General features: G+C 59.0%; 20 protein-coding genes, 1 tRNA gene and 2 pseudogenes. 3 read left to right on the plus strand and 20 right to left on the minus strand.

The window, feature by feature from the left end; translation table 11 throughout:
- Nucleotides 1-133: 133 nt before the first annotated feature.
- The 8 genes and pseudogenes from FGL94_RS10050 to FGL94_RS10085 form a co-directional block, all read right to left on the minus strand.
- Entirely contained in the window at nucleotides 134-592 is a 459-nt protein-coding gene (locus tag FGL94_RS10050; RefSeq protein ID WP_144924298.1) for a GDP-mannose mannosyl hydrolase, read from the minus strand.
- Nucleotides 585-1,550 carry a GDP-L-fucose synthase family protein gene (locus FGL94_RS10055; RefSeq protein ID WP_186313385.1) on the minus strand — a complete coding sequence of 322 codons (966 nt, stop codon included), beginning with the start codon at nucleotides 1,548-1,550 and terminating at the stop codon, nucleotides 585-587. Before FGL94_RS10055 ends, FGL94_RS10050 begins: the two co-directional genes overlap by 8 nt.
- Complete coding sequence (locus tag FGL94_RS10060; RefSeq protein WP_144924301.1) at nucleotides 1,547-2,608, minus strand: GDP-mannose 4,6-dehydratase; 1,062 nt, start codon at nucleotides 2,606-2,608, stop codon at nucleotides 1,547-1,549. Before FGL94_RS10060 ends, FGL94_RS10055 begins: the two co-directional genes overlap by 4 nt.
- Nucleotides 2,609-3,052: 444 nt before the next feature.
- Nucleotides 3,053-3,936: pseudogene (locus FGL94_RS10065) on the minus strand (IS1595 family transposase).
- Between the two features lie 91 nt (nucleotides 3,937-4,027).
- A pseudogene (locus tag FGL94_RS10070) lies at nucleotides 4,028-4,153 on the minus strand (IS6 family transposase); the annotation flags it as partial.
- A 2-nt stretch (nucleotides 4,154-4,155) separates the two neighbouring features.
- Entirely contained in the window at nucleotides 4,156-5,334 is a 1,179-nt protein-coding gene (locus FGL94_RS10075) for a glycosyltransferase (RefSeq protein ID WP_144924304.1), read from the minus strand.
- A gap of 41 nt (nucleotides 5,335-5,375) precedes the next feature.
- On the minus strand, nucleotides 5,376-6,470 hold the full coding sequence (locus FGL94_RS10080; protein ID WP_144924307.1) for a glycosyltransferase family 4 protein: 1,095 nt from the start codon (nucleotides 6,468-6,470) through the stop codon (nucleotides 5,376-5,378).
- Nucleotides 6,471-6,504: 34 nt separating this feature from the next.
- Entirely contained in the window at nucleotides 6,505-7,917 is a 1,413-nt protein-coding gene (locus tag FGL94_RS10085) for a phenylacetate--CoA ligase family protein (RefSeq protein WP_144924310.1), read from the minus strand.
- A gap of 133 nt (nucleotides 7,918-8,050) precedes the next feature.
- Here FGL94_RS10085 and FGL94_RS10090 point away from each other — a divergent pair, with 133 nt between their 5' ends.
- Nucleotides 8,051-9,298, plus strand: a complete 1,248-nt coding sequence (locus tag FGL94_RS10090; RefSeq protein ID WP_144924313.1) for a hypothetical protein — start codon at nucleotides 8,051-8,053, stop codon at nucleotides 9,296-9,298.
- A 167-nt stretch (nucleotides 9,299-9,465) separates the two neighbouring features.
- Here the strand turns inward: FGL94_RS10090 and FGL94_RS10095 are convergent, their stop codons facing one another.
- On the minus strand, nucleotides 9,466-10,578 hold the full coding sequence (locus tag FGL94_RS10095; RefSeq protein ID WP_144924316.1) for a glycosyltransferase family 4 protein: 1,113 nt from the start codon (nucleotides 10,576-10,578) through the stop codon (nucleotides 9,466-9,468).
- Nucleotides 10,579-11,028: 450 nt separating this feature from the next.
- Here FGL94_RS10095 and aglF point away from each other — a divergent pair, with 450 nt between their 5' ends.
- Nucleotides 11,029-11,802 carry a UTP--glucose-1-phosphate uridylyltransferase AglF gene (gene aglF / locus FGL94_RS10100; RefSeq protein ID WP_144924319.1) on the plus strand — a complete coding sequence of 258 codons (774 nt, stop codon included), beginning with the start codon at nucleotides 11,029-11,031 and terminating at the stop codon, nucleotides 11,800-11,802.
- A 69-nt stretch (nucleotides 11,803-11,871) separates the two neighbouring features.
- Here aglF and FGL94_RS10105 read toward each other — a convergent pair whose 3' ends face one another.
- The 7 genes from FGL94_RS10105 to FGL94_RS10130 all read right to left on the minus strand — a co-directional run bounded on the left by FGL94_RS10105 (nucleotide 11,872) and on the right by FGL94_RS10130 (nucleotide 19,211).
- Nucleotides 11,872-13,275 carry a sugar transferase gene (locus FGL94_RS10105; RefSeq protein WP_144924322.1) on the minus strand — a complete coding sequence of 468 codons (1,404 nt, stop codon included), beginning with the start codon at nucleotides 13,273-13,275 and terminating at the stop codon, nucleotides 11,872-11,874.
- A 123-nt stretch (nucleotides 13,276-13,398) separates the two neighbouring features.
- Nucleotides 13,399-15,819, minus strand: coding sequence for a hypothetical protein (locus tag FGL94_RS10110; protein ID WP_144924325.1), 2,421 nt, complete (start codon nucleotides 15,817-15,819; stop codon nucleotides 13,399-13,401).
- A gap of 248 nt (nucleotides 15,820-16,067) precedes the next feature.
- Entirely contained in the window at nucleotides 16,068-17,714 is a 1,647-nt protein-coding gene (thsB, locus tag FGL94_RS10115) for a thermosome subunit beta (protein WP_144925029.1), read from the minus strand.
- A gap of 322 nt (nucleotides 17,715-18,036) precedes the next feature.
- Nucleotides 18,037-18,204 (minus strand): hypothetical protein, encoded by a 168-nt coding sequence (locus tag FGL94_RS18300; RefSeq protein ID WP_186313386.1) that lies wholly within the window; start codon nucleotides 18,202-18,204, stop codon nucleotides 18,037-18,039.
- Between the two features lie 187 nt (nucleotides 18,205-18,391).
- Nucleotides 18,392-18,473 (minus strand) — tRNA-Ser (locus FGL94_RS10120).
- A gap of 27 nt (nucleotides 18,474-18,500) precedes the next feature.
- Nucleotides 18,501-18,830, minus strand: coding sequence for a hypothetical protein (locus tag FGL94_RS10125; RefSeq protein ID WP_394348595.1), 330 nt, complete (start codon nucleotides 18,828-18,830; stop codon nucleotides 18,501-18,503).
- A complete protein-coding gene (locus tag FGL94_RS10130; protein WP_144924328.1) occupies nucleotides 18,831-19,211 on the minus strand; it encodes a Rid family detoxifying hydrolase in 381 nt (126 codons plus the stop codon).
- A 133-nt stretch (nucleotides 19,212-19,344) separates the two neighbouring features.
- Here FGL94_RS10130 and FGL94_RS10135 point away from each other — a divergent pair, with 133 nt between their 5' ends.
- A complete protein-coding gene (locus FGL94_RS10135) occupies nucleotides 19,345-19,728 on the plus strand; it encodes a DUF7577 domain-containing protein (protein WP_144924331.1) in 384 nt (127 codons plus the stop codon).
- A 27-nt stretch (nucleotides 19,729-19,755) separates the two neighbouring features.
- Here the strand turns inward: FGL94_RS10135 and ubaA are convergent, their stop codons facing one another.
- The 4 genes from ubaA to FGL94_RS10155 form a co-directional block, all read right to left on the minus strand.
- The gene (ubaA, locus tag FGL94_RS10140; RefSeq protein ID WP_144924334.1) at nucleotides 19,756-20,568 is read right to left on the minus strand and encodes an SAMP-activating enzyme E1; all 813 of its coding nucleotides are present in this window, start codon (nucleotides 20,566-20,568) and stop codon (nucleotides 19,756-19,758) included.
- Nucleotides 20,569-20,652: 84 nt separating this feature from the next.
- Nucleotides 20,653-21,243, minus strand: coding sequence for a 50S ribosomal protein L15e (locus FGL94_RS10145; RefSeq protein WP_144924337.1), 591 nt, complete (start codon nucleotides 21,241-21,243; stop codon nucleotides 20,653-20,655).
- A 471-nt stretch (nucleotides 21,244-21,714) separates the two neighbouring features.
- A complete protein-coding gene (locus tag FGL94_RS10150; RefSeq protein WP_186313387.1) occupies nucleotides 21,715-24,030 on the minus strand; it encodes a BGTF surface domain-containing protein in 2,316 nt (771 codons plus the stop codon).
- 413 nt (nucleotides 24,031-24,443) lie between these two features.
- Nucleotides 24,444-24,637, minus strand: a 194-nt coding sequence (locus FGL94_RS10155; protein WP_144925035.1) for a PGF-CTERM sorting domain-containing protein, incomplete at its 5' end; no start/stop codon positions are given.

The raw sequence follows: 24,637 nt of genomic DNA on the forward strand, positions 1-24,637 counted from the left end.
TACATACTTATTAAATATTCTACGGCAAAAATTCTTTGTAGTAGCCGCATAATGGGCCTATAGCAAAATATATCTCTAGATTATTACTTTAATCATCCAGACGTAATAAATAGTATAGTACAGAGAGCATCAATTATAACCAATCGATGATCACCTCTGACATATCAGCATACGATCGAATATACGTATGAAGAGAATCAGGAGCTGACTCAAATACTTGTATCTCTTCGTGCTGGTCATCAGGCTGAATCTTACCTGAATCTACTTCCACAACGTATCCATTCGCGAGATAGTGTTTTGTTTCTACACCGTCAACGTCAGAAGTCTCGTAGCAGTGTTCGAATGCTCCAAGAGACTCAGTCACCTCAACGGTGATTCTGAGTTCCTCTTCCGCGATACGATGGACTGCCTCAACTCGGGTTTCACTCTTCAGGACCCGCCCACCAGGTACGAACCACTCTCCCTTTGCCGGTTCGTTAGTTCTCTTCCCGAGTACGATTCCATCCGAACGTTTTACCACGAGATCGACAGAGACGATCGGTACGTTCTGAACAATCGTTTCCCAGTCTTTCTCTGAGATCCACTCACTCATCGAGATTCTCCCGGTTGTTCTCGTACCAGTCGATCGTCTCTCGGAGTCCCTCCCGGAAGTTCGTCGACGCCTCCCAGTCAAATCGCTGCTTCGCTCGGGACGTATCCAGTTTTCGTCGTGGCTGTCCGTCCGGCTTCGAGGTGTCCCACTCTACGCTCCCCTCAAACCCAGCCTCTTCAACGATAATATCGATCAGTTTCCGGATCGAGATCTCTTCGCCGCTCCCGAGATTAACCGGTTCCGAAGAGTTGTAGCGCTCAGTCGCATCAAGGATCCCTTCAGCCGCGTCCTTCACGTAGAGAAACTCCCGAGTAGGTTCGCCCGTCCCCCAAGCAGTAATCGTCCCGTTACCTCGCTCTCTTGCTTCGATACACTTCCGGATGATGGCCGGGATGACGTGTGATGTCTCCAAGTCGAAATCGTCACGCGGACCATAGAGATTCACTGGAAGAAGATAGATGCTGTTGAAATCCCACTGTTTTCTATAGGCGCGAGACTGTGTGAGCAACGCCTTCTTCGCAATACCGTAGGGGGCATTCGTTTCTTCTGGATAGCCATCGAAGAGGTTTTTTTCTTTGAACGGGGTCGGTGTATGTTTCGGGTACGCACAGATCGTTCCGAGAATGGTGAATTTCTCAACATCGAACTGACGCGCCTGTTCCATCAATTCGATGCCCATCACTGCGTTGTCGTAAAAATATCGACCAGGGTTTTGTCGATTGGCCCCGATCCCACCGACCGTCGCCGCGAGGTGGATCACGATGTCCGCTTGCGAGTCCTCGAAGGCTCGTTTGATGTCCGGCTTTTCCCGGAGGTCGTAGTCGTCACTTCGCGGGACAAAGACGTCGACCGAATCAGAGCGGGATTCGAGGTCCTCGACCAGATGACTTCCGAGGAAACCAGCCCCGCCGGTGACCATAACCGTCTTATCGTCCCAGTACTCCTGGCTGCTACTCATCGCCAGTCCACCCGACCGTACCAGCTGTCTGGATTGTCCGCATACCACTCGATGGTTTGTCGGATACCCTCGCGCCATGAGACTTCGGGCTTCCACCCGGTCTCCTCATTGAGCTTCTCGTATCCGACGAGAAGCTCCTCGACATCACTGTCACCGGGACGGAAGCGATCATCATCCTGAACGATCTCAGGGTTCTCCCAGTAGCCCTGTTCACTACCGACATCGAGGATCATCTCAGTCCACTCTCGCATCGAGAGATTTTCGCCGTATCCGTAGACGTACTGTTCTCCCGGATTGCCTTCGAGAGCAACGTGAAGGTGACCACGGACGCCGTCAGAGACGTAACACAGGTCTCGTTTCGGAGTTAGGTTTCCGAGTTCAACGATATCGCGTTCAAGCGCCTGTGTGATGATCGTCCCAGTAATGTATCGCGGGTTCTGTCGTGGTCCGTAGTTGTTGAACATCCGTGTTGTGACGGTTGGAAGCCCGTATGCGTCGTGATAATTCATGGTGAGGAAATCCGCAGCCAGTTTTGATGTTGCGTAGACGCTTGTTGGGTTGACTGGCGAACGCTCACTCAGGAGAACACGGTCGTCACCATCGAACTCATGCTTACCGAGCATTTCCTCTTTGACGTTACCGTACTCTTCGCTAGTCCCGGCTGTGTCGAATTTTGCGATGTCGAGATCGAGATCGACAACAGATTGTAGCAGATTTAACGTACCAACGATATTCGTATCGACTGTTTCGTATGGTCGCTCCCATGATTCACCGACGTGAGCCTGCGCACCGAGATGAAAGATCAGCGAATCACTATGAGGTTTTAATGCCTTAAGAGCTGATTCGACAGAGTGTTTATCGCGGATATCACCACGATGGAGTGTTATTTCGTCCGCGTGGTGACGGATGTTCTTCAGTTCTCCACTAGAGGTCGCTCGAACAAAGGCATGAACATCTGCTCCCCTTTCAATTAGTTTATCAACAAGATGAGAGCCGACAAATCCATCAGCCCCAGTTACGAATACGGGGCGTTCAGCAAGTCTTGTGTCGATATCCATAGGATGATTTGGATAGTATTGTTGGTTTAATCTTTCTATTGACGGCTAGTCAATGGCCCCGAGAAAATATAATAGGGGTACTTGTAGATTGATTTTCTCGTTAGGTCCGATAATAGGCTATAATCGTCAGTAGATACTACGAGAGGTATTATTCACCGATAGATTTGGTATAGTCGATACTGGCTCAGCTCGATAGGGTCACACTTGAGGAACTATACGAGCTCAAAGAGCAGTAGACGGAGAAAGCCGCAAGAACACGTTCTCGCGAAGATCGGGCGCAATCAGGGCGGTCAGCTTGATGCGTTGACTGAACGGCACAGAGTCGTTGGGAAAACGATCCGGAACTCGCTCGATCAGTTCGACGATGAACCGATCGAGCAAGCCTCTACGATGCTCCTCGCCTAGGATATCCAGCACGCTCTTGTGGCGGAGATTGTTGGTGAGTCATAGCGCAGTTTCGAGGATGGTTTTGAGCGCTTCTTTCCCCGGTTTGCGGAACACTTCTCGACGGAGCTGAAACGCTCGGATATACGGCGTGAGTCTGTCTTTAGAGACACCTCGATGCGGCGAGAGCCACCGTCGCGCCAGCGACGCGTGGCTCTCGCAGGTGTTCACGTGAACGTCTCCATCGGCGTACTCGCCGTCACCGTGGACGACGTATTCACGGGTGAATGCGTCGTCCTCGTCAAGTGGATCGTATGCCCGAAAGCCGTCTGTGTAGACGGTTAACGACTCCTGCTGGCGGTCAGCCAGCAGGAGTCGAATCCTCGATTCGGTCGCGGCTTTCGTCGGGATCACGTGTCGTTCACCACTGCCGCGATCAGCGAGAACAAACACAGGGAGCTTGTCCTCAGCGTATGTTCCACGTCCGCGCGTAGACAGGCCACGCGAGCGCGACTCTCGGTCGCGCTCGCGGCCCTTGAGACCTGCTTTCACGTAGAATTCATCTATCTCGATGGGGCCTTCGAGCTGTAGTCGAGGCGCGTCCAGCGCTCGCAAAAAGCGCTGGACGCGCCGGTAGATCGTCTTGTATGAAACGTCAATCTCTACGTCTAATTGCCTGAGACTTGTGTTGAAGCGGATATACGTGTAGACGGCGAGAAACCACTTTCTGAGCGCCACCGAAGAATGTTCGAAGATCGTGCGGTCTGATCGTTGAACGTGCGGTCGCAATCCTTACACAGATACCGCTGAAACACGCGATAGCTGCCGTGGCGAATCTGTGATTCGGCACGGCAGCGTGGGCAATAGACGCCGTCGCGCCAGCGAACCTGTTCCAGCAGGTTCGCGGCGCGACGCTCCGAGACGAACGTCTTGATAGGGAACATTGTTCGTCGGGTGACGCGGTCGCGTCACCCTTGCCCGCTGTGACTTCCAGTTACTGCTGAGAACTCACCAACAATCCTCTACCCAAGAGCGCACGGCGTCGGAGATATCGTGTTTACTCGGAGAGTTCCGTCAGAAACGAATGAGCGAGAACATTGTTGTCGTCGGCTCAAGCCTTGTATGGAGCAATTTGTTTGTCTCGGGATTGACGGCAGCATACCTCAAGAAGAGCCAAGTCTTATAATATCCTGTCCTATCTTTTTATGATCACAGTGGTCACGAATCCATTGTTGTCCATTGTTTTTTTGTCGGTTGATACTATTTTCATCCATTTTTAGAGCGTGATCTAGTGTTTTAGAGAGCGATTCTGGACTTTTTCCATCGATGATGAGTACATCAGACATTTCAGATTTTAAATCAGCCATATCAGTTGTTATAATAATTGTCTCACTTGAAAGGAAATCCAATATTTTTGAAGGAAATGTATATTTACTCAATAAATTATCTGGATCCTGTGGATTGATTAGAACATCTGCTTGAACACAACACCTCTTATACTCAGAAAACGGTAATTGACCAAAAAATGTGACGTCGTCATTATTAATCAAGTTAATTTCTTTTTCAATCTTGTTTATTTCTTCTTCTGGACCCCAGCCACTGATCCAAAACTCGCATTTTTCACCGCGATATTCTTCTATCATATTAATATATGTATGAACTCCTCTTAGACGATCGAATTTTCCAGCATACATGACGACTGTTTTTGATTCATCATATTCAACAGTTGGAAGATCTTCAGGAAGTCCAACGGAGGGGAATCCCCGGAATATGATCGTGTTCTTTGTAGGTGCTCTCTTAGCTAGCAAAGCATTGACACAGATAGCACCATCAACCCAAGGTGCAGAAATAATTCGGCTAGATTTGATTGCTAATCTCCCAACAATGGAGCGGTTGGCAAAAGATCCATCTTCATATTCCAGAATTAAGGGAGTGTTTGAAATTAGACTCCCAATTGTCGCAGGTATAGCTTTTGAAGGAACCATATTGTAGAATAAGATCATAAATATTTTGTCACTTATTATTTGTTTTATTACTTCACCTGTTGTGAATATAATTAAGAAGAGTTTATTAATGACAGAAAATTCATATACATTGAGCAGCCTAGGTACAATAATAGTTACTCCGTTGTCAGGGTGTGTGTATTTTTTCGGAGATCTATGTATTAGTGACGATTCTGTTACTGACAGTGGTGAAATAACAGTAACTTGTTTATTATTGGCGACCAGTGAATCAATTATGTTAGATATTTTATGATAACCAGCCTGTGAATACGAATCAATATTATACGTCCCTTCGATTTCTGGGGTAATAAGCATAGCCACGTATAATACGGTATTCATTACGTTGATTAATCAGAGATAGATATATATGAGTTTCTGTCCTAGCAGATATTTAATGAAATTGCTCTTTCGAACTCTTTCACAAGCAGTTTTTGAGTGAACGACTCTCCAACAATTTCTCTACCACGGTTACCGAGTTGCCGGCGAAGGTTCGGATCGGTTCTAAGTTTCTGGATTCCTGAGACAAACCCATCAGTATCATGGGGGTCATACAGATATCCGGACTTGCCTTCCTCAACGTTCCGCCCGATACCACCTACATCGCTACCAACAACAGGGAGTCCGGCAGCCATCGCCTCTAAGACGGTGATACAGAGCCCCTCCCATAGAGATGGCTGAAAATAAATATCGAGATCTGCGAGGAACGCCGGAATGTCTTCTACAAGTCCTAGTAGAGATACATTCGTGAGACCGCGTCCTCTAATCTGTGCTTGTAATTCTTCGTATAAATCACCGTTACCTGCGATCTTAAATTGTATGTTAGAGCCCTGGAACTGTTCCGCAACGTCTAATACAGTCTCGTGATTTTTTTGTTCAGATAACCGTCCAACGCTCCCAACAGTGATGTTCGTCGAATCCTGATGCGTGACGGGGGTATACTCCTCCAAATCAATTCCAGCGATAGGAACTGTGTGAACGAGACATCGATCGAGTCTGAGATCCGAGATCAGCATCTCCGCGACGGGCTCCGAATCAGCGAGAACCACATCGCAAAGTCCGGCCGTCCGACGGAACGCCCGTCGTCGCAGGTCAGTCTTGAACTGATCTGCGTGGTGCCACGTCGCTATCGTCGCGGTCGGATTCACAATCTTCGCTGCCCGAGCCACCATCGACGAGTGAATAAGTGAACCGACGATCACGTCGGCTGTTCGAACGATCGAATACAGCTCCCGAATAGTCGACACACCGATCCCCGACCGTATCCGGAGATCAACGATACGGACCCACGCAGGAAACTCATCGACGAAATCCTGACTAAATCCGTCTAAAGAAACCACAGTAATATCGTACCGTGCTGGATCCAATCCATTGAGCAGACGACACAGACCGATCTCAGCCCCGCCAATGTGTAGGGAGTTAATGATGTAGACGAGCTCCGTCTGATCGGTTGTCGAACTAGTATTAAGAGCAGTCATTTATTTCTTAGATGAATGATAGAATCCAGATCGTTTATTTATGATTCATCTGAGCAGAAACGTTACTGATCACTGCCCTGAACTTCCCAGCGTCGGTCCGTGGAATAGATTCCAGCGTTTCGACCTCAACTTGGATATCCTCACCGACACGATCCTTGAGCTTCTTGATAGCGATTTCCGCTTGTTCGTCTGTATACCCATCATCCGGGACGATCTGTAACACGAACTCGTCAACAGACTCCTGTACGATCCGCGACTCACTAATGTTCTCAGTGTACTTGAATACATTATAACTCAACATCGGAACCCGGCGCCCGTCTTCTGTGACGACGACCTCATCCTGTCGGCCAATAATCTCGTCGATAATCGGCATCTCTCTTCCACAGTCACACTCCTCGTACTTTGGCGGCCCACGAGCCATGTCGCCGATCCGATATCGAATTAACGGCATCGCGCGATTATTCAGCGCGGTGAGAACTATTTCGCCGACCTCACCTTCAGAGACCGTATTTCCGTCCTCGTCCAGTACCTCGATGATCCCGATTTCGGGATTAACATGCATGTGACCGCTGGAACACTCAGTCACGATCGCAGCGCTTTCGGTCGATCCGTACTGGTTGTACACCTTCGTTGACAGTCCGTCCTCGATAATCGATCGATCGTCTTCGCGGAGCATCTCGGCAGTCGGGAAGCAGGCGGAGATCTCGACGTCTCGATCCGTCTCGATAGCCCGCTGCGCACAGTATCGGATCGAAGAGGGATAGCCGTCGATGAAGTCCGGTTCGAACTCCTCGATTTCGTCGAGATAGGCATCGACCGTCTCTTCGCCCAAATGGTAACTCGACAACAGTAGACGATTATTTGCCCGGTCGTATCGTCCGTACGGTCCTCCCGATTGGTCAGCAGGGACGATCTTATTCCCGGTGAACGACACGCGCCGATCTCCGTACCGACAACCCCCCCAGCCCCAGAACCGGTTCATAACCGCCCAATACTTGATATGAGACGGCACGTCGTGGTACGTGGTTTTTGGCGTTCCGGTCGTTCCGCTTGTACTCAACGCGATACAGTCGTCAGTATCTACTTCCGAAGAGATGAGCGCCTCAGGCTCTTGACGGAGTGTTTCACTCTCCAAGAACGGTAGGTGCTTCAGCGCTTCCCGTGGGGTCGTCGCCGAGCGCACGGATTCGAGGTCAATATCGCTGTAGTGTTTCGTCGTCTGTTTAGCGTGCGCAGCGATATCTTGGAGTTTGTGAAGCTGGTCCTGTTGCCAGTCTGTTGCGCTCTTCCACTGGTGTCTGCGATATGCTCTGCTACACGTCTGAAATCGGTTATCGTACCGCGTGCGGCGGATTTTGAGTCCTAACACAGAGACAGCAAGCGATTGTAACTGCGGCGGAGACGTATTGTAGAGTTTTCGTAAGAACCAGTTGTTCTGAACCGACATCTATCTCGTATTTATCAGTACGGCTTATTATCGTTGTGTCTCTGATTCCGTGTATATCCGAAGAGTATCATCGAACGAATCCAAAGCCGCAGAGAGATATCCTTTTAATCATCGCGACAGAGATTAAGCTAGAATGGTCCTTGCGGCGACGGGTTTCTCGTTTCTCGTCTTCGTTTATATTGCGCAGTTAGTAGACGATAAGATGTATCTCAGACTCGGATTAGTTGCGTTATTGGGGCACGTAATCGTTGCAGTCGTTGTTATTCCAATTATACCATACACATGGGACTTTGGTCAGTTCGATCAGGCAGCTCAACTGGTAGCGACAGGAAGTCTCCCTGATGGCTCTACTGTTGCTTCCTTCGCAGCAGTCCAAGGGATAGTGTACGCCATATTTGGCCACGATCCAACGAATATCGCCATTATTTCTGGGCTCTTGGCTGTCCTCCTCCCGATCCCAATTCGGTACATTACGACATCACTCTACGGGAGAATCCGGCTTGACGGGGTTACGACGATGATCCTGTTCCTCCCGCTCTCGTTCTTGATGTTAAGTTTACCAATGCGCGATTCAACGTCGGTGTTTCTTTTCTTTTCGCTATTAGCAATCACAGTCAAATCTATCTCAGAAACACGTGCTTTGGTTGGAATCTTTGTATTTCCGGTGTGGGGTATGCTCTACCTCGTTCGCCCTGAACTCGCCCTTGTTTCATTACTCGCCGTACTCGCTGCGGTTAGTGTTACTGTGATTCAGTTGTCCGATATCGATCTATCTCTGCGATCAATTTTTGTCATCCTCGTTCCTATCGGAGCAGCTGGATTTGGTCTTTTCGCTGAACTGCTCTATTCGTTTGAACGGGTAAATGCGGAACTCTCGTATCGAGCGACTGGAGGCGCAGTCTACCTCGACGGAATGGAGTACAGTTCATGGTTCGACTTTCTATTGGCGGCGCCAGCACGAGCGATATACTTCCAGTTCACGCCGTTCCCCCTTCACGTCGAGTCAGTATTTCACGGACTCACACTTGTTGGAACAGTAATCACTATTGTAATATTTATTGGGGCGGTTCGTTCTCTCTATAGTCGAGATTTCGCCACTACGACCGCCATTCTGCTTGGCGTAGTCTATTTCGCAGGAACTGCCGGTTACGGCGCCATCAACTCAAACTTCGGAACCGGGGTGCGTCATCGAATTATCTTCGATTTTATCCTTGTCATCGCCGCCGCACCCGTGATCGCGCGCTGGGAGCTACTCGTTCGTGAGTGGCTCGGTGTAGTTCCACGTCACCGCGGCGAGCACGACGAACAGCAGCGCGAAGCTCAGAAACTGGATGGTCACGTGAAGGCCCGAGGAGAGTATTCGAACGAGGCTGGCGAGTAAGCCCAAGCCGAGAGCTCCCACCAGCACGCGCTCGTCGTTCAGTGCCCGGAGAAATAGACTCTGTTCGGCCCACTCAATGAGCTGTGCTGAGACGCGGTACAAGAGAGAGTTTTTAACGATCTCCGCCGGACTCAGCTCCATTATGCGTTGACAAGAGGAGCGATTACTTATGAGTTTTTCTCGGCGATCGACTGAAGAGTCTGAGTCGTACGCTCGACGGTATCGGCCCACCGATGCTCGTCCGCCGCGATCTGTTCGGAGGTCTCACTAGGGTCTTCGATCGCTTCGAAGAGTCCGTCTGCGAACGATTCATTCCCAACATCGGCGACCACGTGGCCTCGCTTCCCAAGCATTGGCGTGACTTGGTCCAGATCGCTCATCACGATCTCCAGCCCGCTCGCCATCGCCTCCAACACCGTCCGCGGCACCCCCTCTGCCCGGCTCGGCAACACCAGCACGTCCCCGCTCCGGTACACCTTCGGCATCTCGTCGTAGGACACGTGTCCGAGGAACGTCACCGACTCCCCGATCCCCAACTCGGCCACCTGCGTCTCCAGATCCTCGCGTAACGCCCCGTCGCCACACAGGTACAGCTCCGCGTCCGGGTACTCCTCCAACACCCCCGCGAACGCCTCGACCGCGAGCCACGGTCGCTTCCCCTCCGCGAACCGCCCGACGAACAACACGACCGGTCCCTCCGCGTCGATCAGGTCGCTCTCCGGCCCCTCCGGCGTGAATCGCTCCGTGTCGATCCCGTTCGAGACGACCTCGATCCGTGAACTCACGCCCAACTCCCGGACGCGCTGTTTGTCCACGTCGGTGTAACAGAACACCACGTCCGCCTGGTTGAACGTCCACCGCCCGAGCGTCTGCAGGTACAGCGAGAACAGGCGCTCCGGCGCGTTCTGACTGTACAGGCCGTGGTTCGTAATCGCCAGCGGGAGGTCGCCGAGCCGCCGCTTCAGCGCCGCGAGGTTCGTCACGAAGTAGCAGTGCGAGTGCGCATGGATGACGTCGAAGTCCTCGCCGTCCGAATGCCAGAGGTACCGCGCCACCGCGGGCGAGACGTCGTTCCCCAACAGGGTCACGCCCGGAGACACGCGAACGATCGTGTACCCGTGCGTCTCCTCGATCCGCGGCAGCGACTCGTCCTCCCGCGTCGTGAGCACCGTCACGTCGTGACCCATCGCGGCCTGGTCTCGCGACATCGCGTGAACGTGGTAATCCCCACCGCCCTTCGTGTCGGGGTAAATCCACGGCGCGACACGGAGAATTCGCATTACGCGCTCGTATCCGACGCCAGCGTACAAACGTACCGGTTCGGATCGATACCGGTTCGGACTGCTCGCGTTCCGTCCGTCCACTGGCCTGACGGCCTCGGGAGGACATCGAGATCGTCCGGCCGTGCGCCCCGGATCCCCGCCTCAGAACAACACGGACACACCACCGTTTCGAGTGAAGACCACCCGAAAAACGCACGGAAACGCGAAATCGAGCGATCTCCGAGCCTCGTGAACGAGCTTGGCGAGGCCGGACCACCGAGTCGATTCACGTGAAACGGTGGTGTGTGACTCTCCCGAGCCGGGGAACCGATCGGGCGGCTTCACTTGAAGCGACGGTGTGTCAGTGGTGGGCTGCTGGAGCCGCGACCCGCATCGATCGCCCTGTGGACAGCGTTCCGGCTCGTGAAGCCAGAATCCTTATGATTGGCTGAACTGAACTGTCGGATCATGAAAGCAGTCGTACTCGCGGCCGGCAAGGGCACGCGCCTCCGCCCGCTCACGGACGACAAGCCCAAGGGGATGGTCGAGGTCGACGGGAAACCCCTCGTCACCCACTGTTTCGATCAGCTGATCGACCTGGGAGCCGACGAACTCATCGTCGTCGTCGGCTACATGAAGGAGGACATCATCGACCACTACGGCGACGAGTACGAGGGCGTCCCGATCACCTACACGCACCAGCGCGAACAGAAGGGGCTCGCCCACGCCCTCCTGACGGTCGAGGAACACATCGACGACGACTTCATGCTCATCCTCGGCGACAACATCTTCCAGGCGAACCTCCAGGACGTGGTCCGTCGCCAGCGTGAAGACCGCGCGGACGCCGCCTTCCTCGTCGAGGAGGTCCCCTGGGAAGACGCGTCCCGGTACGGCGTCTGTGACACCAACCAGTACGGCGAAATCACCGACGTCGTCGAGAAGCCGGAGGACCCGCCGAGCAACCTCGTGATGACTGGCTTCTACACCTTCTCGCCCGCCATCTTCCACGCCTGTCACCTCGTCCAGCCCTCGAACCGCGACGAGTACGAGATCTCCGATGCGATCGATCTGCTCATCCAGTCGGGCCGGACGATCGACGCCATCGGTCTCGACGGCTGGCGGATCGACGTCGGCTATCCGGAGGACCGCGAGGAGGCCGAGCGCCGCCTCCGGGGCGACGACGCCGACGAGGACACCGCGCCCGACGAGGGCACCGAAGACGTCGTCGAGACCGACGCGTAGCGCGCAAGGAACGACATCTCGGCACGCTCGGGAGCCTCACCACAGGATTGCCCCCACCGCTGCGAATCGTCACCCACGGACCGTCTCTATCACGTCGATCCCGACTTTCCAGATCTGCCGAACAACGAGCTTCAGATCGTACGTGAACGACTGCTGTTTGACGTACTGTAGATCGTAGCGCAACTTCTCTTCGGGATCCGTACTTTTCGCACCGTTCACCTGCGCGAGTCCCGTGAGCCCCGGTTTGACGAACCATCGCTTGCGCCACGACTGTTCTTGCGCCTCCAACAGCGACTCTTCTTCGGTCCACACGGCTCGGGGACCGACGACGCTCATGTCGCCGACGAGGATCGACCACAGCTGTGGAATCTCGTCGAGATGCGTCTGGCGCAACACGCGCCCGACACGCGTGATCCGATCATTTGCCGCATCAGCAACCGGCTCAACTGATTCACTCTCGGGAACCATCGACCGGAACTTGAACACGTCGAACGTCTCGCCGAACACCGCAGTGCGCTCTTGGCTATAGAGGATCGACCCGCCATCATCTATCTTGATCGCGACGATAATGGCACAGATAACGGGACTCAACACCGCCAACCCGACCACCGAGAACACGACGTCAAAGCTGCGCTTGAGCATGTGGTCTTGGATGTCCCACGGCTCGACGTCGACGGTAACGAGCGTCCCGGCATCACTATCGGCAGTCAACACCCGATCGGCGTGATCGCGGTGGACAAGCACGTCGACGCCGTGTTCGTAACACGCATCGAGCGCGCCGAAGAACTCGGCTCGGTCCGTGTGTTCGAACGCCAACACGGCGGTATCGATGTCGTACTCGACCAGCACGTCTTCGATCCGCGAGAGTCCGCCCAGCCGCTCAAGCCCGTTCAGCTGGACGCCGCCGTCTGCAACAGCGGCCACCGGTCGCGACGACGGACCAGTCATGAAGCCGCTCGTCGGACAGAGATATCCGATGAGCGGCATATCGATGTCGGCAGCAAGTCCCTCGATCGCGGCCGGATCATCCCCGACGATAAGGGCCCGCTCGGCGTCACCGTTCGGTCGATGCCGAATCCCCACGAACCACGCGGGCAGCATGACGAGCAACAGCGGCGTGATCGCGATGAGCGTCGTCCGCGGGAGTCGATACGTGTAGTCGAAGTACCCGATCGCGGCGAGCGTGAGCATCGCGACCATGACCCGCTTTTGGGTGAGCGCAACCGTGTCGAGAATGCGCCGCGGCCGCGGCTTGTACAACGGCAGAAACGCCGCCGTCACAATAACGACGGTCGTCGCCATCTCGAACACGAGTTCGGCACCCACCGGCGCGTCCGCGGCCAGCCGACCGACGACTGGCAGCCGGGTGAGCAGCGTGTGGACTGCGCTGCTGTTTGCGACCGCGACTGTGAGCGCAGTGATGGCTGCGACACCGCCGACGCTACGCAGCCGATACTGCCACCCGGAGAGCATTAGCCGTACGTACGGTGGACAATCTATAAATGGACTGCGATGTCGGTGACAGCGGCGGGCGGGGCGGCGACGTCGGGATATCTCGACCGGATCGATGAGCCCTGATGGAGCCGCCCGGTAGGCTCAAATCGCGTGCGTCTCGCCAGCGTGTACAGCGGCATCCGTGACCGAGATGGTCGTGCCGTTCGGATTCGACAGGGCGCCGTCGACACGGTAGTCGCCCGCGTGCGCGACCGTGATTGTGAACGTCCCGTCGTCGCCGGCAGTGGTCCGACGCTCGTAGGTGAACGTCTCACTCGCCGTGGTCACGTTCGTGTGGACGGAGACGGTGGCGCCCGGTTCGGCCTCACCGGTAATCGTCGCCCCAGGAACCGGTTTGAACACCGCGATCGAGTCATCCGACGTGGTAAACACCAACTCGAACCGTCCGGAGCCGTTCGCCGCCGAGGTCGCACTCCCGCGTGCCTCGTACAGTTGTGCATATCCAGAGGAGGCAGGGGCGTCTGATTCGACCTCCTCAATGGCGACGTACCCGACTCGGCCGCTGAACTCGTCGGCGTACGAGTCCGGGTTCGGATCGCTGATGAACGACTCATAGGTGCGTTGCGCATAGGCGTACGAGTTTGAGTCACCGCCCACCGCGTAGTTGAACATCCGGTTGCGACCCCAGTCGTTTAAGACGTAGTCGGGGCCGTCGCTCTCGGCGGCGTCCGCGTCGATCCACTCGATCGCCTCGGCCTCGCCGTCGGTCGCAGCGAGATTGTCCATCATTACAGGCACCATGAACAGACTCAGACTGGAGACGAGCAGTACGATCGCAAACGCGTAGCCGATCTGTTGGCCCGAGATCCCGGCCGGTCGGAGCGCGATCCGCACGCGCGCTGACCGCTCCCCGAATGGCGACGGGCGTTCGGCCACGTCGATCACCGAAAGCAGATAGACAACGCCGAGGCCGGCAAAGACGGCCACGACCGCGGCCGATTCGCCCGCGAATCGAAGCTGGATAAGCGCGAACGTCACCAGTACGGAGGCGTAGCTGACGGGGACCAGCCACCGCGGCTCGTGTGACTGGACACATCGCCACCCGACCAACCCGATCACGGGAAGTGCCACGAAAAGGAACCAGCCGAAGTGGTCGATCGGACCGAAAATGACGCCGTAGTCGGCCGCAAAGAGGCTCCGCGTTTCCGCGATCCCTTCACGCCCGAATAAGGATCCGCGGATCCGGGAGAGAAACCGGGACGCAACGGCCGGCTGAACGACGGTCAACACGCCCCAGAGCGGGAGCACGCTCAACGCCGAGACGACGAGGTGGACGCCCGGATGCACGTCGAGACGCTGAAGCACGGCCGCGGCACCCGAAACGACGGCCGCCCCGACACAGACTAACAGCACGGCATAGACGGCAACCGGTTCTTGCCACCCGGCTCGGCTGTGAAGGAGATACGCGAGGCCGAAGCCGAGACCCAGCGCGGCGACGATCGGGGTTGTCGCGACGAGTGGGTTCCAGCCGGCGCGGAGATCAGCGGTCGCCCGCACGGTCACGTACACCGCGAGCCCGACGAGCAGGATCGGCGATCCGTTCCACGAGTGGGCCATGATAGCGAACACGACGGCGAGCGCCGCGACCACTGCCCACGTGGCCGGTGACGTGAGGTGTTCGAGACGCCGCCCCGGGTCCCGGAGTTCGTGATCGCGAGCGAGCCACACGACGCCGACGATCGACAGTGTCAACCAGAGATAATCGAAGGCGTGATGATCGAAAAACCCGATCCCGGAGTATAACGCATGGCCCGGTAACAGCGCGAAGACGATGACGGACGTGATACCAACGCGCTCGTCGTTTGTCGTCCACGTCGCGATGAGGTACACCCCGAGACCGACGATGAGCGCCGCGATCACGGGGAGCCACGCGACGATCGCGATGGCATCTGCAGCGTCACCCCCACCGAGTTCGGTCGCCCACAACCCGAGCGTGTACACGAGTGGCTCACCGCTCGCACGCCCCCCGAGCGTGTCGGCGATGGCGCGAAAGGCGAACGGGTCCGGGTCCGCCTCCGCGAGCCGCTCGACCCAGTATAAGTAATGGTACGGGTCGTTCCCCGGTAGCAGGACGCGGTCGGTGCGAAACACCTGTCCGAACGTGATCGTCCGGAAGACGAACAGAAACGAGAGGACGGCGGTCATCGCGACGAGCAGGTCACGATGAAGCGCTTCCGTCCAGCCACCGAAAGACGTCTGCAGCCACCGGGTGCCGCGGGTGAGTGTGCTGTCAGCGGGCGTCTCGGCCGGGGCCGTCCCTCCGTGTCCGTCACCGGCAACCGCTGTACGCACGGCCTCGGGGTCGACGACGCGGTAGGAGCCGGCCGCCGTTTTCTCGACGATGCCCCGAGAGACGAGTTCGCCGAACGTGCCCGAATCCGCTTCGATCTCCTCGAAGGTCCACGGCCCCGTTTCATCAACGGTGAGGATATCCTCGATCGCCGCCTCGGTCTCAGGGCGTTCGTCGAGGAGGGCTCGCGTTTCCGCATACGAATCCGCCATTGTCGACACCTGTGTGGCATCCGGGTAAAATCCTCCGTTGCACACCTACACACGGAGGGCCTCGAATCGACAGAAGCCACCGCACCGGAAACCACGGGTGAGTCTCACCACGGAGGAGGTAGATAACTCACAGAAGACAGGAGCGACTCCGGCGTCCGATCTCGCAAGCAAAAATGTGAACCGTCCAAACGCGTGATCGGGCGTCAATACACAGACGAGGTGGGGATAGGGTGTGGCCTACTCGAAGCTCACATCGCACCGCCCATTCCGCCCATCCCGCCCATGCCGCCGGCCGGGGCGCCGCCCTCGTCGCCGTCGCCGCCGGTCGAGAGGTCGCCCGCGGAGATGATGTCGTCGATTTTCAGCACGAGGTTCGCGGCCTCGGCGGCGGAGGCGATCGCCTGCTCCTTCGCGTGGGCCGTCTCGACGACGCCGGCCTCGGTCGTGTTCTCGACCTCGCCGGAGAAGACGTTCAGCCCGGCGTCGGCGTCGCCGGCCTCGTGGGCCGCGCGGAGGTCGACGAGCAGGTCGATGGCGTCGAGCCCGGCGTTCTCGGCGAGCACGCGGGGGATCAGCTCGAGCGAGTCGGCGAACGCCTCGACGGCGAGCTGCTCGCGCCCGGAGACGGAGTCGGCGTAGTCGCGCAGCCGACGGGCGAGCTCGACTTCGATGGCGCCGCCGCCGGGGAGCGTGCGCCCGTCGGAGACGGTCGTCGAGACCACGTCGATCGCGTCCTGAATGCCGCGTTCGAGCTCGTCGACGACGTGCTCGGTGGTGCCGTACAGCAGGAGCGTGACGCCGTGGGCGTCCTCGCCCTCGACGTAGAACAGCTCCTCCTCGGCGTCGCGGGTGACCGAGCCGACCGCGAGGTCGTCGGCCGTGAGCGAGTCGAGGTCGCTGACGATCGGCGCGCCGAGCACGTTCTTGAGGAAGCTCAGGTCGGACTTCTTCGTCCGGCGGACCGCGAGAACGCCCTCCTTCGCGAGGTAGTGCTGGGCGAGGTCGTCGATCCCCTTCTGACAGAAGACCACGTCGGCACCAGACTCGACGATCTTGTCGACCTTGTCGCGGAGCTGCTTCTCCTCCTGGTCGAGGAACTTCTGGAGCTGGTCGGGCGAGTCGACGTTGACGGCGGTGTCAACGTCGGCCTCCTCGACCTCGATCGGATCGTTGAGCAAGAGCACGTCCGCCGACTCGAAGTCGGTCGGCATGTCCTCGTGGACCGGGTCCTTGTCGATGACGGCGCCCGAGAGCAGCCGGGACTCGCCGGCCGCGCGTCCGGTGCGCGTCTCGATGTTGAGGTTCGCCAGATCGACGACGTGGGAGCCGTCGTCGGCCTCGACGGTGACGCCCTGGATGGCGCGGACGACGAGGTCGGCGAGCACGTCCTTGTCGAGCTCCGCGCCCTTACCGGTCATCGACGTCTCGGCGACGTTCTTCAGCGTCTCGGTGTCGTCGGGTTCGACCTGCGTGGCGACCTCGTCGACCTGCTCGCGGGCGTACTCGCTCGCGAGGTTGAAACCCTTGATGACGGCCGTCGGGTGGATGTCCTGTTCGAGGAGGTCCTCGGCGTTCTTGAGGAGCTCGCCCGCGATAGCGACCGCGCTCGTCGTGCCGTCGCCGGCCTCGTCCTCCTGGGTCTCGGCGACTTCGACGATCATCTCGGCGGTCGGGTTGTCGATGTCCATCGTCTGCAGGATGGTGACCCCGTCGTTCGTGATGGTGACGTCGCCCATCGAGTCGACGAGCATCTTGTCCATCCCTTTCGGCCCGAGCGTCGAGCGTACGGACTCGGCGACGCCGCGCGCCGCGGAGATGTTGTACTCCTGTGCGTCTTTATCCTTGACGCGCTGGGCGTCGTCGCCCATGATGATCATCGGCTGACCCTGCTGCATTCGCTGGCTCATACACCGCTTGATTGATTGTGATTCTATATAAATGTGTCGTTGAGCGCCGTTCGTTCGTGATCGTCGTCCCCTGCGATGTCAGTGAGAAAAACGCAAGACTCCACGGCTCTCGGTCGATTTTTATGTGTATAGTTAGCACGGGACTTCACTTCGATCGAAGGCCCTCATCTGGTGTGTTTATATATATCTCTGTGACGGTCGTCGATTCCGAAACGCGTCTCCGCACGGGGACCTTGCTACTGCGGTTTGCCGGCGGATCGCGATGCGAACTATCGAACGAAAACGGAGAAGCGGGGTCGACCGCGAGCGGTCACCGATCGAGCTGGTCGGTCTCGGTGAGGTACTCCGAGTCTACCTCGTCGAGCGTCGGTTCCGGCGGCTCGTCGGCGGCGTCGAGTTCGCGTCGATTGAGGCGGCTCTCCAACTGCCGGCGCTTATTCCTCCCTTTCCGCTCGCGACCTGATTTCGTGTCTGGCATCGTCATCCGTGTGAACAACACCCACACTTATGAGTCTTCTGCCGGTGTGCGTGAGCGTCTGTGGTGTGGTCGAACAGCGTCGCTACGCGGGGTACGGGCGCGATACTGCGGAAAAGCGCCAAGAGAAATTTGAACTCCAGACGTTTCGCTCGCTCCGCTCTTCGCTCGTTGTTGCGACAGCGAAAGACGCCAGGAGAGGGATTTGAACCCCCGATCCCGGAAGGGAACACGCTTTCCAGGCGTGCGCCTTACCACTCGGCCATCCTGGCTCGGCCTGAGATAATCCGGTGAGACTGTTAAGTCCTTCTTTTCGCGTGGAGTCGGTGCTCGGTCGCGTACGCGATCCCGCCGGACGCGACGGCGATCGCCCCCGCGAGCGCGAACAGTCCGGCGTACCCGAAGGGGAGGTCGCCGTCGAGGAGCAGGTACCCCTGCGCGAGCACGAGGAACGCGAACCCCCCGACCAGTCCCCACAGGGCCGCGGACCGCGCCCTCGTCCGAGGGGTCGCCGGGACTCCGGGCGGGCGTGTGGTCTCCTCGCCCCCGTCTGCTCCGTCGTCCCTGTCGTTCCCGCCGTCCCTGTCGTTCCCGCCGTCCCTATCGCTCACGCCGCCCCCGTCGGCCATCTACTCGACGACGGCGACGGCCTCGATCTCCACGCCGACGCCCTTCGGGAGCGCGCCGGCCTGCACGGCCGACCGGGCCGGCGGCGACTCCTCGAAGTAGCCCGCGTACGTCTCGTTCATCTCCTCGAAGTCGTCGATGTCGGCGAGGAAGACCGTCGTTTTGAGCACGTCCGTCGACTCAGCGCCCGCCTCGTCGAGTACGGCCACGAGGTTGTCGAGCGCCTGCTCGGTCTGTTCGGCGATCGACGCGTCGTCGAGGAGGTCGCCGTCCGGCGTCAACGGGATCTGCCCGGCCGTGAACACGAGGTCGCCGTTCGTCGTCGCCTGGCTGTACGCGCCGACGGCCGCGGGGGCCGCGTCGGTGTGGACTGTCTCCTTCATACACGTCCGCCTTCGCCGGGCGTGCATAAAGTGACCGGGGAACGCGGTCGAGCGGTTCGGCTCCGTCGCTCCCGGTACTGCGGTCCCGCCACCACCGTTGCGCCTATATCCTTTGCGTGCTAACACACAACACATGACGGGAACAGAAATCGCCCCGCTCGTCGCGATCCTCGGCGCGGTGGCCCTGATCAACCTCGCGTTCGCGTGGCTGTTCACGCGCGGGGACCGCGATCCGGCCGACTTCCTCGGGTCGACGCGCGAGGTACCCGAGGAGGCGAAGGCCGACTCGGAGCCGCCCGGCGACGGAGCGACGGGCTTCACGGTGACCGCGGGGGAATCGGGACCGGCGGGCGACCCGCCGCCGCTCGACGCCGACGGCGAGACGGTCGTCTGCCGGCACTGCGGCGCGGAGAACCGGACGGGCTACCAGTACTGCCGCTGGTGCGTTCGCTCCGGCTTCGTCGATGACGGGTCCGGCGGAGCCGCGGGGGCGACGATGCCGAACCGGTCGCTGTGAGTCCGCCGCGATCGCGCCCCGTCGCGGTCAGTCCGCATCGACGCGGCACCCGCCCGAGTAGTCAATCGACTCGATCGACTCGATGCCGTCGTCGCCACAGACCGGGCAGTCGGGGTTGCGCCGATACGGCACCGACTCGAAGGTCATGTCCATCGCGTCGTAGAAGAGCACGCGCCCCTCGAGCGCCTCGCCCGCGCCGAGCAGGAGCTTGACCGCCTCGGTCGCCTGGATGCACCCAACGGTGCCGGGAAGCACGCCGAGCACGCCCGTCGTCGCGCAGTCGGGCACCGTCCCCGGCTCGGGCGCCTCGGGGAACAGACACCGGTAGCAGGGGCCCTCTGGGACGAGCGTCGTCGCCTGTCCCTCGAACTTGTAGATGGCGCCGTGGACGACGGGAAGCCCCTCGATCCGGGCCGCGTCGTTGACGACGTACCGGGTCCGGAAGTTGTCCGCGCAGTCGACGACGAGGTCGTAGCCGGCGAGCAGGTCGTGGACGTTTCCCTCGTCGAGACGGGTCTCGTGGGTTACCACGTCGATGTCGGGGTTGAGCCGGTCGACGTACCGCGCCGCCGACTCGACCTTCGGCTCGCCAACGTCGGCGTCGCCGTGGATCACCTGTCGCTGGAGGTTCGAGCGCTCGACCACGTCGTCGTCGACGATGCCGAGGGTGCCGACGCCGGCGGCCGCGAGGTACTGGATGACCGGGGCGCCGAGCCCTCCCGCGCCGACGACGAGCGCGTGCCCGTCGAGGAGGCGCTTTTGCCCCTCCGGGCCGACCTCGTCCATGATGACGTGTCTGGAGTACCGGTCGAGCTGATCGGCGTCGAGCGAGAGACTCATGCGTGAGTGTGGGCGGTGAGTCGGTATAATCGTGTCCCCGGTGGGACGATATAAGCGAAGAAATCGATCGGGACCGCGGTCGGCTTACTTGCCCTGACGGTCGTTGCCGGTGACGCTCGGGCGGGTCTTCTCCGTGCCCTTCCCGCGCGTGCGCTGGCCGCGGCCCTTGGTGCCGGCGGAGGTGAGCCCGCGGTACGCGCGCCCCTTGTGGTCGTCCGAGACGATCCACCCGAGGTCGTCGTCGTTCTCGATCGCGGGATGGTTCGGGTCCACCAGAATCACTTCGTGCCACTTCTGGGAGCCGTCCTCGCCGACCCAGTAGGAGTTGAGCACGCGGAGATTCCGGTACTTGCGGGAGGCCCGCTCCTCAGCGATGCGCTGGATCGATTTGCGGCGTGAGAGCCGGTTGACGCCCTGACGCTTCGAGCGGCGACCGGCCTTGTGTCGCTGCTTGCGCGAGCCGCCCTTGCGGACGCTCACGCGGGCGACGATGACGCCCTGCTTCGCCTTGTAGCCCAGCTCGCGGGCCTTGTCCAGACGAGTGGGACGCTCGATGCGCTCGATGGCGCCCTCGTCGCGCCACTCCTGTTTGCGCTGCCACTGCAGCTCTGCCAGTTTCCCCTCCTTGGGGGACCGCCACGCCTCCTTGATGTGCGAGTAGAAGCTTCGTGCCATATGTTGTCCGCGGACGGTTGCGATTCAGCCGCGAAGCGGCCACATGTCGTCTCGTCCCGGGGCGCGGCGTCGACGGCCATCGCGGCGTCGAACCGACCCCGGCGGCGAGTGCCCGCTGTGTCCGCACCAGCGAGTTGCCCGTACTTCCCGCGGTTCGCCCTTAACCGCTTCGCTACGGGGTTCGCATGCGGGTCGGTGGCACTCGGCGTTCGGTGAGGGTGTGTCAGCTACATCGACGACGCCGAAGCGCTCGCAAGCTCGATTCGGCCGTCCCGTCGTCCAATCCACGATCGCGGCGGTCGTCACGAATCGGGTCTCGATCCGGTAGCGACACCGCGTCACGCGGTCTGCGCTGTGCGGCGCTGCGTAGCGCTGTCGCTCACCGGTCGAGACGTGGCGCAATAAGGAAAACCGCGAGGGAGTCGGCCCGCGAGGACCGGTAGTTGCGAAATAGCGAGTGTCGCTGCTGCGTTACTCGTTCCGCCGCGTCGCGAGGAGCGCAGCCGCGATGAGGGCGACGAGCGCCACGATGGCACCGAAGCCGGGCGTTCCGTCGTCGGTTTCACCGTCTCCGCCGTCCTCACCGTCGGTCTCGTTGCCGTCCGTACCGTCTTCACCGTTTTCACCGTCCTGGCCGTCCTCGCCGTCCTCGCCGTCCTGGCCGTCCTCGCCGTCCTGGCCGTCCTCGCCGTCTTCACCGTCCTCGCCGTCCTCGCCGTCTTCACCGTCGTCGACCGATTCGACGAGGACAGCGTCGGCCTCCTCGACGTTGGTGCTGTCGACGCGGAAGCGGAGCGTCGCCTCGTTGTCGACCTCACCTTCGGTCGTGTCGAGGGTCGCGTTGAACGTCCCGTCCTCGGCGATCTCCGCGTCGTTATCAGTGAGGATGAACTGCGGAGACACATCCGACGCCGAGCGCAGGCGGACGCTCACGTCCGAGCCCGGAGCCACGTTCGTCGTACCCGTGACCGATGCTTCCTCGTTAACTGCGACTTCGACGAAGCCGTCGGCGTTCTCGTTGTCGAAGGACGCTTCGCGGTCCTCCAGCGTAAAGCTGGCCTCCGCGGAGGCGCTGTCGCCGGGTGCGAAGTACGGGAACGAGTCCGCGTTGTCGTTGCTGTCCCACGTCGGCGGCGAGTCATCGTCGAAGCTGTAGCGCTCGTCCTCGTCGGTCTCGTACTCGTAGGCAACATCGAAGCTGTCACCGTCGGAGACGGAGCCGTCGAACGCGTCGTCGTTGCTCGTGTCGGCGACGACGAAGAACTGACCGTCAGCGAAGTAGACGGTCGTCTCCGAGAAGTCGAGCGCGGCCGGGTCCTGATTCGCAGTCGCCGACGTCGCTTCGACCTCGAAATTCACACCCTGTCCGTTGTCATCGTCAACGAGCTCGTTGAAGGCGGCACCGTTGATGCCCTCGTTGAGGTCGTCGAGGGTCGTCCCGCCCTCCTGGGCGACGAAGCCCTCGATACCGTCGGCTTCGACCTGGATGACCATGCGGTCGTCCAAGGCGATAGACTCGCTCGCGGTGACCTCCTCGAGGAGCGCCTCAACGTCGTCAGCGTCGCCAGTGGCACCGGCCGGAGCCGTGTGGATCGTCACGCCGTCGATTGTCGGCTCCACCAGTTCGAGCGTCGCAAGGTCCCGCTCGTTCGCAACGATGAGGTCGCCGTCATCATCGGCGGAGAAGTCACCGTCGCTCGCGATCAGATCGTACTCGCCGGGCTGGATCGGTCGCGCGATCTCACCCTGGTCGAGCCCGTCGGAACTCGTGCGGAAGTCACGGACGTCGGTGAAGGTGTCACCGTCTTCGTTCTCGAACGACGCGCCTTCGCTGGCTACGTCAGTTTCGACGATATCGTCGGCCGAAGAGTACGCGTTCGCCGCTTCATCGGTTCCGAGCGTCCGGGTGTTGACTTGGAAGGTCGCTTCGCCGTCACCGTCGTCGTCCTCGACGTAAACCACGTCGAAGAAGCCGACGTTGTTTCCGCCGATGGAGACGAACACGCTGTCGGAGTCCTCAAGTTCGACGGTCATTTCGACGACGTCGCCGGCCGCATCGGTGGTGATAGACTCGGCGAAGTCCGCGCTAACGTCCTCCTCCTCGATGGTCACCGACGCGGTGTCCTCGGCGTCGGTATCGGTCACTTCAGCCGTGAACTCGTACTCACCGGCGTCGATATCGGCGTTGTTGAAGTCAGCGATCAGCGCGTCGTCACGGAAGCCGCGAACGATGATCTCGTCGTCATCTTCTGCGGCGTCCTGCGCGATTCCGTTAACGGGGTCGTTGTTGCTGTTTCCGCCGAACAGCGCCTCAAGCTCGTCGTAGTCGAGGCCGTCAGCACTGACGTTCATGTTGTAGCTGTTCCGGCGGGACTCGACGTTGAGCTCGGCCTCCTCTTCGCCGGTGTCGTAGGTCGCCTCTTCCCAATCGACAGTGAGCTCTTGGACGGTCAGCTCGAAGGTGTTACCCCGAGTCTCGTCCAGGTCAGGCCCGCGGAGGAAGTAGTCGTTGGCCTCGAGATCACTCGTGTCGATCGTGAGGTTTCCATCACTATCCGTTTCGTACTCCGCCTCGAACGTACTACTCGAGACGTCATCACCGTCGTACTCGTCCACCGATCGGAGCACGTACTCCGTGTCAGCTTGGATGTCTATCGCGGTGACATCCTGGCCCTGATACACGATACTCGGGTTCGTTTGTCCGTCGACGACGAAGTCGACGTCGGTGGGGTTAGTCGTTTGGGCGGCTGCGGAACCGGCAAAGCCGGCAAAACCGACCGTAGCCACGGAAAGAACCATGACCACGCTGAAGAAGGCCGCACCGACCTTCTTCCGTGTAGTGTTATCGCTTGTCATTGTTTGGGGTTGTAGTTTGAATTGCGTCGGTCGCGTTCTCGTTGGGTAGGGATCTGCACATGGAACGTACACCGGTTCTGATAAATACTTTGTGTAGATGTGGATTAGAGGCACCCCCACCAAACAGCCATTTCAGGCCCTAAAAACGCTATTTCACATCTGGCGGCGACTGTCATACACGATCGGTGACAGAGCGCAGAAACGACGAGTAGCACGCGCACCACCGCGAGAGGAGCGATGTCTCGGAGAAGCGCTGCCGCTGGACGCGCAGTCCGATAAAGAAAAACCGCGGGAGTCGGCCCGCGAGGGCCGGTGGTTAGCGAGTGTGGTGAATCGCTGCTGCGTTACTCGTTCCGCCGCGTCGCGAGGAGCGCAGCCGCGATGAGGGCGACGAGTGCGACGAGCGCACCGAAGCCGGGCGTCCCGTCTTCGGATTCATCGTCCGTCTCGTTCGTCTCGTCCGTCTCGTCCGTCTCGTCCGTCTCGTCCGTCTCGTCCGTCTCGTCCGTCTCGTCCGTCTCGTCCGTCTCGTCCGTCT

Source organism: Halorubrum salsamenti, assembly GCF_007671685.1.
GTDB lineage: Archaea > Halobacteriota > Halobacteria > Halobacteriales > Haloferacaceae > Halorubrum > Halorubrum salsamenti.

Bases quoted from the DNA above. Each gene is read 5' to 3' on its own strand.
- FGL94_RS10050 (WP_144924298.1), bottom strand. From the start codon at position 592: ATGAGTGAGTGGATCTCAGAGAAAGACTGGGAAACGATTGTTCAGAAC.
- FGL94_RS10055 (WP_186313385.1), bottom strand. From the start codon at position 1,550: ATGAGTAGCAGCCAGGAGTACTGGGACGATAAGACGGTTATGGTCACC.
- FGL94_RS10060 (WP_144924301.1), bottom strand. From the start codon at position 2,608: ATGGATATCGACACAAGACTTGCTGAACGCCCCGTATTCGTAACTGGG.
- FGL94_RS10075 (WP_144924304.1), bottom strand. From the start codon at position 5,334: ATGAATACCGTATTATACGTGGCTATGCTTATTACCCCAGAAATCGAA.
- FGL94_RS10080 (WP_144924307.1), bottom strand. From the start codon at position 6,470: ATGACTGCTCTTAATACTAGTTCGACAACCGATCAGACGGAGCTCGTC.
- FGL94_RS10085 (WP_144924310.1), bottom strand. From the start codon at position 7,917: ATGTCGGTTCAGAACAACTGGTTCTTACGAAAACTCTACAATACGTCT.
- FGL94_RS10090 (WP_144924313.1), top strand. From the start codon at position 8,051: ATGGTCCTTGCGGCGACGGGTTTCTCGTTTCTCGTCTTCGTTTATATT.
- FGL94_RS10095 (WP_144924316.1), bottom strand. From the start codon at position 10,578: ATGCGAATTCTCCGTGTCGCGCCGTGGATTTACCCCGACACGAAGGGC.
- aglF (WP_144924319.1), top strand. From the start codon at position 11,029: ATGAAAGCAGTCGTACTCGCGGCCGGCAAGGGCACGCGCCTCCGCCCG.
- FGL94_RS10105 (WP_144924322.1), bottom strand. From the start codon at position 13,275: ATGCTCTCCGGGTGGCAGTATCGGCTGCGTAGCGTCGGCGGTGTCGCA.
- FGL94_RS10110 (WP_144924325.1), bottom strand. From the start codon at position 15,819: ATGGCGGATTCGTATGCGGAAACGCGAGCCCTCCTCGACGAACGCCCT.
- thsB (WP_144925029.1), bottom strand. From the start codon at position 17,714: ATGCAGCAGGGTCAGCCGATGATCATCATGGGCGACGACGCCCAGCGC.
- FGL94_RS18300 (WP_186313386.1), bottom strand. From the start codon at position 18,204: ATGCCAGACACGAAATCAGGTCGCGAGCGGAAAGGGAGGAATAAGCGC.
- FGL94_RS10125 (WP_394348595.1), bottom strand. From the start codon at position 18,830: ATGGCCGACGGGGGCGGCGTGAGCGATAGGGACGGCGGGAACGACAGG.
- FGL94_RS10130 (WP_144924328.1), bottom strand. From the start codon at position 19,211: ATGAAGGAGACAGTCCACACCGACGCGGCCCCCGCGGCCGTCGGCGCG.
- FGL94_RS10135 (WP_144924331.1), top strand. From the start codon at position 19,345: ATGACGGGAACAGAAATCGCCCCGCTCGTCGCGATCCTCGGCGCGGTG.
- ubaA (WP_144924334.1), bottom strand. From the start codon at position 20,568: ATGAGTCTCTCGCTCGACGCCGATCAGCTCGACCGGTACTCCAGACAC.
- FGL94_RS10145 (WP_144924337.1), bottom strand. From the start codon at position 21,243: ATGGCACGAAGCTTCTACTCGCACATCAAGGAGGCGTGGCGGTCCCCC.